12 protein-coding genes and 1 pseudogene are annotated in these 14,224 nt (G+C 51.6%); 3 read left to right on the plus strand and 10 right to left on the minus strand.

From position 1 onward, the window contains the following. Positions 1-7 precede the first annotated feature (7 nt). Positions 8-2,197 (minus strand): type I Zorya anti-phage system protein ZorA1, encoded by a 2,190-nt coding sequence (zorA1, locus tag G0034_RS04500; protein WP_014882701.1) that lies wholly within the window; start codon positions 2,195-2,197, stop codon positions 8-10. Between the two features lie 360 nt (positions 2,198-2,557). Between zorA1 and G0034_RS04505 the strand changes: the two are divergent. After that, positions 2,558-2,847: pseudogene (locus tag G0034_RS04505) on the plus strand (SAM-dependent DNA methyltransferase); the annotation flags it as partial. 33 nt (positions 2,848-2,880) lie between these two features. Beyond that, on the plus strand, positions 2,881-3,159 hold the full coding sequence (locus G0034_RS23265) for a type I restriction enzyme endonuclease domain-containing protein (RefSeq protein WP_014882703.1): 279 nt from the start codon (positions 2,881-2,883) through the stop codon (positions 3,157-3,159). Between the two features lie 128 nt (positions 3,160-3,287). On the opposite strand, the gene G0034_RS04515 is transcribed toward G0034_RS23265, so the two are convergent. From G0034_RS04515 to G0034_RS04545, 7 genes are all read right to left on the minus strand, one after another. Next, positions 3,288-3,755 (minus strand): GNAT family N-acetyltransferase, encoded by a 468-nt coding sequence (locus G0034_RS04515; protein ID WP_014882704.1) that lies wholly within the window; start codon positions 3,753-3,755, stop codon positions 3,288-3,290. Positions 3,756-4,051: 296 nt separating this feature from the next. Continuing rightward, complete coding sequence (locus tag G0034_RS04520; protein WP_179120549.1) at positions 4,052-4,822, minus strand: SAM-dependent methyltransferase; 771 nt, start codon at positions 4,820-4,822, stop codon at positions 4,052-4,054. Positions 4,823-4,832: 10 nt separating this feature from the next. After that, complete coding sequence (locus G0034_RS04525; RefSeq protein WP_014882706.1) at positions 4,833-5,090, minus strand: YjhX family toxin; 258 nt, start codon at positions 5,088-5,090, stop codon at positions 4,833-4,835. 238 nt (positions 5,091-5,328) lie between these two features. Continuing rightward, on the minus strand, positions 5,329-7,266 hold the full coding sequence (locus G0034_RS04530; RefSeq protein ID WP_179120550.1) for a putative bifunctional diguanylate cyclase/phosphodiesterase: 1,938 nt from the start codon (positions 7,264-7,266) through the stop codon (positions 5,329-5,331). A gap of 17 nt (positions 7,267-7,283) precedes the next feature. Beyond that, positions 7,284-7,778 carry a putative pterin-binding protein gene (locus G0034_RS04535; protein ID WP_032628721.1) on the minus strand — a complete coding sequence of 165 codons (495 nt, stop codon included), beginning with the start codon at positions 7,776-7,778 and terminating at the stop codon, positions 7,284-7,286. Between the two features lie 320 nt (positions 7,779-8,098). Further along, positions 8,099-9,316: an L-dopachrome tautomerase-related protein gene (locus tag G0034_RS04540; RefSeq protein ID WP_179120551.1), complete on the minus strand. Its 1,218-nt coding sequence runs from the start codon at positions 9,314-9,316 to the stop codon at positions 8,099-8,101. 45 nt (positions 9,317-9,361) lie between these two features. Then, positions 9,362-10,156, minus strand: coding sequence for an SDR family NAD(P)-dependent oxidoreductase (locus G0034_RS04545; RefSeq protein WP_023332201.1), 795 nt, complete (start codon positions 10,154-10,156; stop codon positions 9,362-9,364). A gap of 98 nt (positions 10,157-10,254) precedes the next feature. On the opposite strand from G0034_RS04545, the gene G0034_RS04550 reads away from it, so the two are divergent. Continuing rightward, positions 10,255-11,154, plus strand: coding sequence for a LysR family transcriptional regulator (locus G0034_RS04550; protein WP_032637378.1), 900 nt, complete (start codon positions 10,255-10,257; stop codon positions 11,152-11,154). 35 nt (positions 11,155-11,189) lie between these two features. On the opposite strand, the gene G0034_RS04555 is transcribed toward G0034_RS04550, so the two are convergent. Beyond that, entirely contained in the window at positions 11,190-12,974 is a 1,785-nt protein-coding gene (locus G0034_RS04555; protein WP_047343963.1) for a diguanylate cyclase, read from the minus strand. Positions 12,975-13,092: 118 nt separating this feature from the next. Continuing rightward, a complete protein-coding gene (locus tag G0034_RS04560; protein WP_179120552.1) occupies positions 13,093-14,202 on the minus strand; it encodes an AI-2E family transporter in 1,110 nt (369 codons plus the stop codon). Positions 14,203-14,224: the final 22 nt, after the last annotated feature.

The following is a 14,224-nucleotide window of genomic DNA, read 5'->3' on the forward strand; positions in this document are numbered from 1 at the left end:
CACCTCCTCAGGCACGCACGCGAGACAGAACATCATCAAGCTCGCTGACGCTTTCACCGATCTGTTCGACAGAGCCTGCAAGCAGATTAGAGGCTTTCGCCATTTCGACGTCCAGTTTGCCCAGCGTTTTATCCAGGCTGCGCGAAACGCCCTCTGAGAAGTCTTCAAAGCCTTTCCCGAGCACATCGCTGACATTTTCCATAAAGGTCTGTGCTTCACGGTTATAGCTCTGCAAGCGTTCACCGTGCTGTTTGAGATCGGTGATAAATTGGCTGCGGGTAGTCTGTTCAGACTGAGTGTTGGCTGCAAGCAGCTCCAGCATGGCAATGGATTTGCTGACGGCTTCACGATTGTTCCGATAATCGGCCACTACTGAACTGAGTTCGCTGGTTGCAAGGGAGAGCGAGGATCCCGCCGACTGCACTTTATTCAATACGTCAGCCGTGAGGTGATTCGCCTCCGACACCTTATCGCCTGCGTGTTCAAAACGCTCGGCGGCAACACGCATTTTATCCGCGCCGTTTTGCATATCCTGAATCTGTCGGTTGGTCTGTTCTGCAAGTTTGTTCAGCGTTTCGGTGGTTCCCTGATGCTGACTAGCAACGGTTTCAATCAACTGTTTGATCTGATCGTCTACTTCACTCATCACACGCTGCGTCTGTTCGTGCAGAGACTGCTGGTTAGCCTGCTGGTTCGCTGATATCTGTTGCTGACCCTTATCTATCTGGCCAAACAGACTGCCCAACTGTTCCCCGAGTGCTTCGACTGAGGCCGCTATTTTTTCCATGGTTGCGCTTTGTCCCTGCTGCACTGAATTCTGAATGGCTTCAATAAAGGCGGACATATGTTCTGCCTGCGCTTTTTCTCGCGCTTCGCTGTCGGCAAACATTTTCTCAAGCTGCCGTGCCATCCGTTCACCGGCGCCTTCACCCTCAGCGCCAATTTTCGCGACAGAGGCTTGTAAGCTGGTCAGCATGTCATTCATACCAGCCTGCATCGCCTGTTGTCCGGATTTCATTTCAGAGAGAAGCTGTTCAATCAGCTGTGCACTTCCCTGACGGGAATCGTCGCTAACCTGACGCATATCCTGTAGCAGGGCGGAGAATCCACTTTGCATCGTCTGGATAGCCCCGACGGTTTGCCCCATCATTTCGTTGAGATTCGTAAACTGCTGGCCAAAGGTGGTATCGAGCTTCGCCATAAATGCGGTCAGCACATCCTGCAGCATGTTCTGTACCATGCCGCTTTGATCGCCGCTGGCGGTCTGTACCGCACCCGCAATTTTATCCAGCGGAGACTTCAGGCTATTTTCGATTGCTCCGCTCACCTGGTCGGCAAACTGCGCGCCTGATTCGCGATAGGTATTACTCAATGTATTCGCGAGGCGTTCATTTTCAACTTTCTGGCTTTCGGCGAGATGCAGCAGCATATCGCGAAGATCGGTGACCAGGCTCTCTTTCAGATGGCGTGCCTGGGTAGCGCTTTCGTTACTGGATTTCACCAGCGAGGCGAGGTATTCCTCGCCCACACCGCTAACGTAGAGCTTGTCGATAGCGGCGGTAAATTTTTCGAGATACTTATAGCACTTGGCTATGGACAGTTTTTCCAGCCATGTGACGAAAATTGAGGCGGCAATAGCCACGGCAGAGCCAAGGAATGCGTACAATACATCGTGCAGCAAATTATTGACGCTGCTGGTAACCTGCTCTGGAGTGCTGGGGTCGAAGTGGTTGAGGCCAATCATCAGACCGTAAAACGTACCGATAATCCCAACACCGGTCAGAATACCGGGCAGGTGTTTGAAGAATTCGGTATTAAGTGGAATATCGACTAACTGTTGCTCAGAGAAGTAGCTCGAACTTGGCGCAGTGGCACGTATGCGGACGATTTTTTCCTCCCCATCTTCCAACTCACTCTGCGGGTGTAACGACTCTTCAAACTCATTCCATGCATGTTTGAGTTCTGGACGTTTAAAGAGATTTTGCAGATGTGCAAGCTGTTCCCTTGGGGAGTTGCTTTCAATGCTATTAATTGATTGGGTGTATTTTTTCAGACTGTTAACAATTTTAATGGCCCGAAGTAAATAAAAGAAAATAAAGCAGGCAACGGCCAGGCATACGATGCTGATTACAGTGAAGGGCACATTATGCGGCTCCACAGATGTAAGCGTCACTAAAAAGGAATTAAGCCAGGACATATTTTTTACCCGTTGAATATATTAATCAGCATTCAAATTATCATCGACAACATTTTGATTACCTTTAATCAAAATTTATACGTTGTGATAGTCATCGCCGCGCCATGATCCGCAAACAATCCCGACCGTTCAGGGGATGAACGGTGCAAGCAAGGAGCGCTAATGGAATGGCGGTTTAGTTTCCTATTATTTAGCGATCAAAAGCAAATTTCTTTACGTTGTTTCGTTTGTAATCATTAACGTTCTGGGTATCTTTTTGCGAACTGTATTCCAAAAATGAATTTGCGATAAGACATTTTTGCGCTTTCGCTGCGATCGACTTCGCAGATTTTCATGAACAACGCCGAGCAATAGTTCCTGAATGAGCTGGAAGTGGAAGATTACTACACTAAAAAGAACATCTTCTGGGTGCCAAAAGCCGCATGCTGGTACACCCTGAAAAACAAAGCCATGCTGCCGACCTGCATCGTGCTGTGGGTAGATGAAACCACGGGGAATTATGTCAAGCTGGGCTCTGTTACCTGGCTGGTAGACAATCCGCTGGATGGAATTGAAAAAAACACCCCGAAGATGAACCTCATCAGCCAGTTTTTGCCAGGCACGAGGTTTTAACCACTCTGATTAATACCTTCGCGGATGCTAACTTCAGTTACCGTGCGATTAAAATCGCACAGGTGGTTGAAGTGTTGATCCTGATGGCGAAAGCGTTCCTGGAGGCGATGACGCGCGATGATACGTTGGGCTTAAACCCATATGAAATTACCTTCTACGATGCATTGGCAGAAAACGAAAGTGCGGTGCATGAATTCGGCGATGAAACGCTCAGAAGAGCGGCTGTCGAGGTCACTCGACAGCTGAGAAAGTCAACCATCGTCGACTGGCTGGTGCGTGAAAGCATACGTGCACGGCTCCGTATTGGTGTTCGTCAGACTCTGCGTAATTACAAATTTCCGCCAGATTAAACTACGGGGCGGTAGAGCTGATTCTGAAACATGCCGAAGTGGGGTCGAACAGCTGGACGGTGAAGAGCTTTGCCAAACTAAAGACCAGCTACACTTGGTCTTTTTACTTCTGTTGCGATCAACTAATCTCAACCCTGTTTTTCCCCACCCGTATAAATATCAGGCCGCGTAATCGTCCAGGCATAGTTTTCCCTGTTAACGGGCTCGTAGCCAAATTTCTCATAAAGCCAGGGCGCGGTGGTAGTAAATAACATGATCCTGCGAAGCGGCTCAAACACGGGGTGACTGTGAATGCATTCCATAACCCATCTTCCAAGCCCCTCACCCTGATAGTCTTCAAGTATATAAACATCGCAAAGGTAGGCGAAGGTTGCATAATCCGTTATCAGACGAGCGAAACCAATCTGGTTTCCATTATGGTAAACGCCAAAGTTAAGACTGTTTTCTATTGAGGAAGAGACTATGTCCAGGCGAATACCTTTTGCCCAGGTTGATCTCGTCAGATATTGATGGATGGCCTGCACGTCCAGCTTTTCTCTGTCTGTACTCACCAGGTAGTCATTCTTATACCATTCATAGTTGTCTGAAATACTCACGTTGGCTTCATCCCGGTAGAGAGAGGGAAATCTACCTTATCATTCGACTACCAACTTGTAATGCCTCATTCGTTCAGAACTGGGAACCAGGGGTTGACCAGTCAGGGCGTTTCACAAGGCAAAAAAGCCTTACCGCCCCGGAGGGGGCGGTAAGGGCAGGCGAAAGTGAGGCAATATCCTGGACAACGAAAATTGGTCATCCACTGTTTCTTCAGGCTTCTGCATAAGCACGCCATCAGACTATTACCCCACGGGTTTCGACAACGATTTATACTCAGTGTGATCCGGTTTCCCCTTTAGGCGGCACCGCAAACGTCCTCCTGTCGTGCCATTAACGCAAACACGCCCCAGCCGAGGTATTCCCGCGTGTAGGTCACATGGCGTTCAGGCGCGCTTTTCAGCTCCGCTCGCACCTCCTGCGCAAAGTTATCGTCAGGGTGTTGCTCCAGCCAGCGACGCAGCGTCATCCATTTCGCGGCTTCGTATCGGTCCCAGCCTTCCTGGTCGGCCAGCACCATTTCCACCAGGTCATAGCCTTGCTGATCGAAAGAGGCGACGAGGTCGGGCAGGGTGAGAAAGTCTGCGATGGACGAGGCGCCACAGGCCAGAGCGACCTCATTCGTTGCGGGAAGCCGCCGCCAGTAAGGTTCGCCGATGAGCATGATTCCCCCGCGCTTAAGGCTTTGTGCCAGCAGGCTCATCGTTCCGGCGACGCCACCTGCAATCCATGTGGCGCCAATACACGCCGCCACGTCACATTTTTCATCCGCAACGTAACCTGCCGCGTCGTTATGAATAAATTGAACGCGTTCGGCAACGCCCAGTTCCTCTGCGCGCAGTTTGGCCTGCGTAGTAAAGAGCGGGCTCATGTCGATGCCGGTGCCGGTAATCCTGTGGTCACGTGCCCAGGTGCAAAGCATCTCTCCCGAGCCGCTGCCGAGATCGAGAATGCGCGTGTCTGGCTTCATGCGTAACACGCGGCCCAGCGTGGCGTACTTTTCTGGCGTAAAGGGGTTATGAATGCGGTGCTCGCTTTCGCTGACGGTAAAAATACGTGGGATATCCATATTCCTCTCCTTAACGATTGTCAGGCTGAGCACGAACGTTGTTCAGCCCGGTGGTATTGATGCGGTAGGGCTGACCCTTAACGGATTTGATCAGCTTTTTAGTTTTGAGTTTTTTAAAGACGGCGAGCGTGCAATCAGACAGCAGCAGCCCTTCGCGGCTGTAGCATTCCACGGCGGTGACGCGGCCGGACGTATCGCGGACGTGCACAATACGGCCACCTTTGGCGAGAACGTGTAAGGTACGTTGTTCCTGACGGGATAAATTCATACTGGAAAACCTGTTTAATCATCATGTGCAAAACGTGCAAACACACAGCGGTGCCCGCATTCGATTTCGGCGCATTGATAATCAGTCCGGCCTGAAAGGTCGGGGAGCTGATTATCGGATGATTACATTCTCCAGCATCAAAGCCTCGGGTTGAGTTGAAAGGTATTTACGGGGTGAATGGTAACAGCTGGTGAGGGGATGTGAATACCCACGGCTGAAAAGTGTGATCCCGGTGGGATCACGCTGCACCGCTTTTTATTTTTTTGTCGACTTCAGCCTGCGGTTTTCCGAACAGATAGCCCTGCACGAGGTCGCAGCCAAGCGCCTGAAGACGTTCAAGCTGAGCTTCGGTTTCGACACCTTCTGCAATGACCCTCATATTAAGACTCTTCGCCATACCGGCGATCAGCTTAACGATATTCAGCGCATCATCTTGCGTGGAGATGGGATTCACAAAGGATTTATCTATTTTGATTTTATCAAAGTTGAGTTCACTGAGCCGTGAGAGCGATGAATACCCGGTACCGAAATCATCGATCGAAATTCTTACCCCCAGCGATCTGAGCTTTTTGAGAATAGTGACTGGCGTGTTGCTGTCACTGAAGAGTGAAGACTCGGTGACTTCTAACTCAAGGCGATTGGCCGGTAGCCCAGTCTCTTTCAGAATAGACTGCACCATCGCCGTAAAGGATTTCGTGCCTAACTGAACAGGCGAGACGTTCACCGAGATCCGTGCCGGAACCGTCCAGGAAACGGCCTCCCGGCAGGCAAGCTCAAGCACATTTTTACCGATCTCATTGATCATCCCTGTTTTTTCAGCGACAGAGATAAAGTAATCCGGCGACAGTATTCCCTTCTGCGGGTGTATCCAGCGAATAAGCGCTTCATAGCCGTAAATATCATTGCTGAATGCATCGACAATAGGCTGGTAATACACAACAAATTCATGGTGATCGAGCGCCAGCGCCATATCATGTTCAAGGGTTCTGCTTTCCTGCAGTTTTTGCAGCATCCACTGACGGAAGACTTTTATCTGCTGCGAGCCCTCTTTTTTGGCTTCGTAGAGGGCGAGATCGGCAAACTTGTAAAGATAATCAGAGCGTCGTTCGTTATCCGATAAAACAATACCCACGCAGGTGGCAATTTTTATCAGCTGGTTATTAATCGTATAGGGCTGGCTGATATGATCGCTGATCTCTTTGGCGCGCGAAACCGCAGCGCTTTCCGTCAGGCCGCTGGAGAGAAGGGCAAACTCGTCGCCACCCAAACGGTAAAACGTATCCGTCGCACTGCTCATTGAGGTAAGGCGGCGGGAGACCTGGTTCAGCAGTAAATCTCCGGCATCATGACCATAGGTATCGTTGACCTCTTTAAACCGGTCTAAATCAAATAACATCACCGTGACGGGGATATGGTTTTTATCCGCCTGAAGATTAATTTTGTTGAGATCGTCCCAGAAGAAAAGGCGGTTTTTCATACCGGTCAGGGAATCATGATAAACATCATACTCCAGCTTCGCGTTCTGAATCTGCAGCGTTTCTTTTGATATCTGTAGTTCGTCAGCCAGGCTTTTAACCTGCATGTGGGCTTTGAGAATGTTTTTATTCTGGTAGATCATTAAAAAGCCCAGAATAAAGCTCAAAATCACCAGAAGTAATGAAAGTGCGGAGTAAATATAATAGAGGATTTGGATTTTTCTGTTTGATTCATTAACTGTATTAATATCTTTTGTTAATGCCGTGGCCGAAAGTTGGCTGAGCGGCGCATCAAGCATATGCATATTTTTCAGGTATGCCTGTAACTCCGAATGGCTCATTTTTTCGAGATTGCCATCCAGATACGCCAGTATTTTCTCTAAACGCGAAGCGAGTTCCTGGTGCATTTTATCGCTGTCAATATAGCGACCTAAATCCCCGCCGTTCATTAAATCGCTCTGGCTTAGCATAATTTCAAGACGCATGCGGACCTGGTCTATCGTAACGTCATCGGTATCGGTTGCGTATAGACCAAGCCATGATTCAAATCGGTAATACTCTGATACCAGTTGAGCCACGGACCAGGACTCGGTGTATTGAGTCAGTTTTTGCAACTCCTGCTGTCGATCGTAAACAAGGAATGCAATATATCCTGTCGTGATAAAAAGAGAAAAAATGATACCAACCAGTATCCTGTTCATTATGTTCTCCTGAACTGCTACTCAATCTTCATTTTGCTAACCTGCCATGCTGAACGCGAATAATAAATTTGATTATTCAACTCAGGAAGACTGTCATAAGGGTAAACAATGAACGACGGGCCTTTGTCGCGGATGCGCATATATTCGCCATTGACCTTTAAGGCAAGTATGGCGTTGTATTTTTTGAAGTCGCTAAGAGGGATGACGGTAGAGTAATCATTGAGCGCAATGACGTTAACGTTAGTACCCTTTGCCCCCACATAATCCATGAGTTTTCTCATAGGGACACCCTCAAACTTTGTACGTCCGTTATACCAGGGCGATGTCGTCTCGAAACTCACCATCCCTAGTTTTTCAAGGCTGGCGAGATCAAACACTGCTTTTCCCTCTTCGTTGGTATTTTCTATATTACCGTAAATCGTCAAAATAGGTTTTCCAACAGGTTTTGGCAGTTCACCTGCCCAGGCTAAAGTTGGCACCAGACAGCACAACAGCATTAAGGTTAATCTCATTTTGACCCCCACTTTTTTAACGAAGTATATGAATTATAATTTAGTTATCACAGTAGTTTACATATTTTGTTGAGTAGCGGTTGTTACTGCACGTTTAGTTTAGTAAAAACCATTAAAAACAATGGGTTGGGTGGTTTTGGGGTAGGGTGTTTGATTTGTGGATGGTGCTACTGAAATTTTGAGACAAACTAACGTTACTTGAATAAGCTCTTTTGCGTTTAAAAAATAATCGTTTTAAATGAGCATTATTTTCTCACGACACAGATTTTACCTGCCCATCACAGCTAAAAAAGCGCCACCCATGGGGTGGCGCAGCCATATTAGCGAGTGTTCATCGGCGGGTTCGTGTCCTGTCGCAAGCGCCACAGATCGTACCGTTCATGGCCTGGTTTGACCATTCCAGCGAAGTGGTCATTAAGGCTACTTGATGTGAAGATCAGGTCACCGTCCGGGTGAATAGCCGGTGTGTCTGGCCACTTTATGGCTTCATTTGCAGCAATAAGTAACATTTTACGGGTCTTCGGATCATATCTGACAATGCCGTTATGGGTGACATCTGTAATATAGAGGTAGCCTTTTGCATCGGTCACCAAACCGTCAGTATTACCTCCCACCGTGCCCAGATTCTGAATTTGAGCGGCAATCTGCGCATCAGTTGAATCATGTTGCTTCAGCACGGCAGTGGGCACCGCGTATGCATGTGTTCCCGTCGTCACCGTCCAGTACAATGTTTCTGCATCGGGAGACAGCGCAATGCCGTTGATACCAATCAATAGCGGTTTACCTGGCCATACCTCCGCGCCATGGGAAATGACGTTTACCCCCGGTTCAATCTGCAGGGCAGGGTGACTATTCAGCACGCGTCGGGCTGTGCCGGTGGCGAAATCCACGACGATCAGGCCGACACGGTTTTCAGGCGCACTGCGCGACCCGCTGTCGGAAATGTATGCGATACGATGATTCTCATCGACAACGACATCATTAAGGAAACTTGCCTTACGGTCGGCCACGCCGTCCAGGGGGATACGTTTAACCGTTCGGCCCGAGTCGAGATCCAGTACGACCAATTTCTGCGAGCCTGAAGGGGATTCCGTTTCTCCCGCGATGAACCCCATATCCAGCGCCCATAACCAGCCGTTTTTACGATCAACATAAAAGCCGAGCACGTTGCGCAGGTTCTGATCGGGAGCGGAATCAACCGCATTACGCTCGCGGGACGGAAATGCTGTCAGGCGCGCGGGTCCGGACTGAGGATCGGTGTCGAGAATATTCAACGTGGCGGGGGCGCTGGCTGAAATCAGTCGGGGCGTACTGACAAAGGCCCGGCCCTTTGCATCAAAGTGAATGCCTGCTAAGGGGGCATTCACCGACCCGGAAAACACGGCTGGCATTTGCACGTTTTCAGGTTTATCCCAGCTTACGCCTGAGTAGCTGCGCCAGCGCTCAAGAGGCATCTGATCCGCCGCGCTGGCGCAGCTTGCGAAAGAGAACAATGCCGCCATTGCAATGGCGGGGAAAGTACCGATACGGTAGGACATACATGCTCCGGTGATGTGAGTAAGACGCGGTTTCTTAATGCGGTATCAAAGAATGGAGCGGAACGTTCCGCCTTCGACGCGTACCGCAGCCCCGTTTGATGCCGCGCCGAGTGGGCTTGCCAGTAGCGCGACCATAGCGGCTATCTCGTCAGCCTCGATCATTCGCGCGATCAGGGAACTGGGGCGGTAGGTCTGGAAGAAATGCGCTTCAATCTGCTGGTCTGTCATGCCAGGTTCAGGCGCTGTCTGGCGCAGGTAATCAATGATTCCGTCAGAGCGGGTTGCCGATGGCAGTACGCTGTTGACCGTTACGCCGGTACCCTTCGTCAGCTCTGCCATTCCTCGCGATACGGCGAGTTGAGCTGATTTGCTGACGCCGTAATGCACCATGTCTGGCGGAGTGAAAGCGCCAACTTCGCTGGACATAAAAATCACCCGGCCCCAGTTGCGTGCTAGCATGCGTGGGAAGTAATGCCGTGAAAGACGAACGCCTGACATCACGTTAATGTTGAACATGCGTAGCCATTCCTCGTCGGTGATATCAGCGAAAGGGGTGGCTTCATAAAAACCCAGGTTATTGATAAGAATATCGGTATCCGTACAGGCCTTAATCAGCGCTTCTGCACCTTCAGCGTTCGCCAGATCGGCGACAATGGCTGATACCCGGGCCTGGGGAGCTGCCTGAGCAATTTTCGCTACCGCATTGTGCAGTTTTTCCCGATCGCGTCCGGTAATCGTGACGGCAACACCTTCGCGCGCAAGAGTACTGGCGATAGCCAGCCCAATGCCTGCGGTGGCCCCTGTAACAAGTGCTGTCTTACCGTTGAGTTGAAGATCCATCGTTTTTGCCTTTTGGTAACATGTGCGGCTACTTTACTCATCGCTCAAACGGAGATAAATTAGCTAAAATGAAAAACATTTTTTCCTGAAAGAGCAAAATGAGCAGAAAATTCGATTATCTCGGCGATGTTGAGGTCTTCATTACTGTTGTTGAACATGGCTCCTTTACCGCTGCAGCGGTCGCCCTTTCAACCACGCCCTCAGTGTTGAGTCGTGCGGTCTCCCGTCTTGAAGTGCGTCTTGGACGACAGCTATTGCAACGCACCACACGTCGTGTGGGGCTAACGGAAGCCGGACGGATTTATCTTGAGCAGGCGCGTTCTGCTTTTTCCCTGCTTGATGACGCCGAACGCGATGGCCGGGGGCAGGAGGGGGATCTGACTGGCCGGGTACGGATCAGCGTCCCGACCACCTATGGGCATTATTGTCTGCCGCCCTTGCTGGCCCGCTTTTCCCAACAGTTTCCGCGCGTTCAGGTGGAGCTGAACATTACCAATCGCAATGTCGACCTGATCGCTGAGGGATTCGACCTGGCTATTCGCCTGGGTCAAATGCCTGACAGTGGATTCGTCGCGCGTAAATTGCAGGATGCGGCACTGCTGTTGGTTGCTTCACCCGCTTACCTTCATCGCATGGGAATGCCGCAGACGCTCGATGAACTGCGGCAGCATATGTGCCTGCCTTTTATTATGCCGCGTACCGGCCGTATTGCGCCCTGGGTATTTCGCGTGGATGAGCGGGATGTTGACTGGCAGCCAGATTCAACCATCGAGATTTCAGATGATGTCCTTGGCGTGGTTTCGCTGGCTGAACATGGAATAGGGGTCTGTCAGAGCTACGAATTCATTGTCCGCGAGAAGATACAGCGCGGCCAGTTAGTTGAGATACTTCCGCAACTTCGTGGACGATCGCGACCTTTCTCGCTCATCTACGCGCCCCATCGACGCCAGTCAGCAGCCACACGGGCCATGATTGATCTTCTGGCGTCAGAACAATGACATGAACATCATGCGTCATGAATAAGAGTCTAACCTTAACCCGCTTCCAGCATCCCAAAACTCACAATCCGCGCCCGGCCCAGCTCTTTCGCCCGGTATAAGGCGACATCCGCGGCGCGCAGCAGGTTGTCGCTCTGGGCATGCTCTGGATAGCTGGCAATACCAATCGAGACATCCACCGGCCCAATCTCTGAGAGGCCATAACGAAGCGACAGCTCACGCACACCGTCATAAATCTTCTGCGCACAGGCATGCGCTTCTGCTTCTCCGGCGCCGGGAAGCAGTACCAGAAACTCTTCCCCCCCGAAGCGAAAGGCCAGCCCGCTGTCATGCCCGGCCCGCTGAACAATCAGCGCCACGCTTTTAATGACCAGGTCTCCGGCCTCATGGCCGAAACGGTCATTAATGCTCTTGAAGTGATCGATGTCGATCATCAGGCAGCTAACCGGTTCATCGTTACGCATGGCTTGTGCCATCTGGGTGTGCAGGGTGTCTTCCAGATGATGGCGATTACGCAGGCCGGTGAGCGGGTCAAACAGGGCTTTTTCCAGTAACGCGTCGCGCAGACGTTGGTTCGCCAGCGCCAGTCCGAGCGCCTCAGCCATCAGTTCAAGATACGGGCGGGAAGGGGCATTGTCCGCGTTGATGTTCTGGAAAGAGAGCAAGCCAATGGCCTCCCCCTGGGCGATAAGCGGCACGCACAGCGCGCTGTTCGCCGTCTCTTCCTGCAGGTGATAGCAGGCGATATCCGGCTCACCGTTGACCGGCGGATGGCTCTGACCACGACGCACGGCCCAGCACTCGTCAGGGTGGAACGTTGTCTCGTCACCCACCGGCGCAAGCCATTGCGCGACGCAGCGCATCTGCCACGGATCCCGGTCGAGAACGTAGAGTCGGCCAGGGATCCCCGGTGCAATATTGGGCGCAAACAACTCCGCCACGTTAATCACATCGTTAACGTTCTCACATCCCTGCAGCCTCTGGGTCATGCGCGCCAGCAGCTCGCGGATGGCCCAGTCGGCATCGCGCTCTTTTTCCAGACGCTGGCGCGCAAGGCCGTTTTCACGGAAGATGCGGATGGCCTGCGCCATATCGCCGATCTCATCAATCTGGTTGAAGTTGGGCGTTTCCACCGCGTAGTCCTGTGATGCCAGGCGGTGCACCACGTCGCTCAGGCGCACGACCGGACGCAGCACGCGGCGTTTTAATATAAAGCCAAGCACAAACAGGAACAGCAGGGCGGTGAGGCCAACCATCAACTCAGAGGCCGTTCGCAGCGCTTTCGATTTTTTTGTCGCCTCCCGTACGGACGTGATTACACGTTTGTCGAGTATCTGGCGAAAGTGATCGATCTGGTTCTGGGCGCGCTCAAGCTCTTGCTCATAAGAGGCACCATAGAGCAGGGCGATGGCCTGAGCGTCTTCACCCCGCGCCGTGTTCGCCAGGGCCATTTGCTGTTCGTCCTGCAGCTCATCAACGATCTTTAAGCCTTCATGCAGCAGGGCAAGCTCGTCATCCGATGCGCCAGCGTCCTGCAGTTTTTCCAGCTTCAGCTCGATGTGCTTCAGGCTATTCTCTGACTGGTTATACTCTTTGAGAATTTGAGGATCTTTTTTGACGACGTACAGGCGCGCTAAATCGGACTGTACCCAGGCATCAGTTTCAATATTTTCCGTCAGCTCATCAAAACGTTGACGCTGTTCAATGGCCTGACGCTCGGCGGTGTCGGCGCCGGAAGCCAGCAGCATGATAATGCCGGACGCAATGGTCAGGCAGACCGTGGCACCATAGGCCCAGTTAGTAATTGTCGCGATTCGCACCTGGTGATCCTTTTACAACTTGAAGAGGATGGCGTTCTTCAGATTATAGAAAACGGCTGATTTAAGGCGAAAAAAAGGCGGCACAGTGCCGCCTGGTGGGGTCTATATCGTCACATCCTTACAAATCTGGAGGGTTTTTTCCCTCTTCAATGAAATCAGCATCCAGCTCTTCAGCATTTCCTTCGTGGTCGCGGCCGGAGAAGAGGTTCCAGCAGGCGATAAACAGCGCGGCAATCAGCGGCCCAATGACAAAGCCATTAATGCCGTACAGCTCCATGCCGCCGAGGGTGGAGATCAGTATCAGATAGTCCGGCATTTTGGTGTCTTTACCCACCAGCAGCGGTCGCAGGATGTTGTCCACCAGTCCGACGACAATCACAAAGAAGCCGACAATGAACAGCCCCTGCCAGATCTGGTGCGTGGCGAACAGGAAGATGGCGGCAGGGACCCAGACAATCGCCGAACCGATGGCAGGTACCAGCGAGAGGAAAGCCATCAGCGCGCCCCAGAGGACGCTGCCGTCGAGGCCCACAATGGCAAACGCAATTCCGCCGAGTACGCCCTGGACCACCGCCACCGCCGCCGTGCCTTTTACCGTGGCACGCGATACGCCGACAAATTTAGCGAACAGGTGTTGTTTGGCGAAATCAGACAGGGGCAGGGAGTCGAGGATCTGGCGCACCAGATACGGTCCGTCTTTCAGCAGGAAGAACAGCAGATAAAGCATGATGCCGAAGCTAATCGCAAAGCCAAACGTACCTTTGCCGATCAGAAACGCGCTACCCGCCAGATACTGCCCGCCCTGCAGCGCAACATCGGAGAGTTTTTTCTGGATCTGCGCCGCGTTGTTCAGGTTGTGATCCGCGAGGAAGCCGCTGGCCCAGTCCGGCAGGTGGTTAAAGATGCTCGCCACCACTTCCGGAAACTGCGTGTTGTTCTCCTGAAGCTTCGTGTACACCACGTTCAGCTCAATGGCGAGTGAGGAGAGGATCACCATCAGCGGAATAAAGACGATCAGGCAGATAATGCCGATGGTCAGCAGCGAGGCCAGCCCGTTGCGATCCCCCAGCGCGGTGCGCAGCTTGTTTTTTACCGGGTTAAAAATCACGGTCAGAATAGCGGCCCACAGTATTGCGGAGAAGTAGGGCGACAGCACGTCGAAGAAGGCCCAGGTCACAAGGGCGAGGATGAAAATAAAGAAACCTTTGGTCAGTCCGTTAAAGCGCATCAGTCATTCCTGGTTACTAAGA

Source organism: Enterobacter sp. T2 (genome assembly GCF_010692925.1).
In the GTDB taxonomy this organism is placed as follows: Bacteria; Pseudomonadota; Gammaproteobacteria; order Enterobacterales; family Enterobacteriaceae; genus Enterobacter; species Enterobacter kobei.

Coding starts and splice junctions, on each gene's coding strand:
- zorA1 (WP_014882701.1), bottom strand. CDS start 2,197: ATGTCCTGGCTTAATTCCTTTTTAGTGACGCTTACATCTGTGGAGCCG.
- G0034_RS04520 (WP_179120549.1), bottom strand. CDS start 4,822: ATGGATATCCCACGTATTTTTACCGTCAGCGAAAGCGAGCACCGCATT.
- G0034_RS04525 (WP_014882706.1), bottom strand. CDS start 5,090: ATGAATTTATCCCGTCAGGAACAACGTACCTTACACGTTCTCGCCAAA.
- G0034_RS04530 (WP_179120550.1), bottom strand. CDS start 7,266: ATGAACAGGATACTGGTTGGTATCATTTTTTCTCTTTTTATCACGACA.
- G0034_RS04535 (WP_032628721.1), bottom strand. CDS start 7,778: ATGAGATTAACCTTAATGCTGTTGTGCTGTCTGGTGCCAACTTTAGCC.
- G0034_RS04540 (WP_179120551.1), bottom strand. CDS start 9,316: ATGTCCTACCGTATCGGTACTTTCCCCGCCATTGCAATGGCGGCATTG.
- G0034_RS04545 (WP_023332201.1), bottom strand. CDS start 10,156: ATGGATCTTCAACTCAACGGTAAGACAGCACTTGTTACAGGGGCCACC.
- G0034_RS04550 (WP_032637378.1), top strand. CDS start 10,255: ATGAGCAGAAAATTCGATTATCTCGGCGATGTTGAGGTCTTCATTACT.
- G0034_RS04560 (WP_179120552.1), bottom strand. CDS start 14,202: ATGCGCTTTAACGGACTGACCAAAGGTTTCTTTATTTTCATCCTCGCC.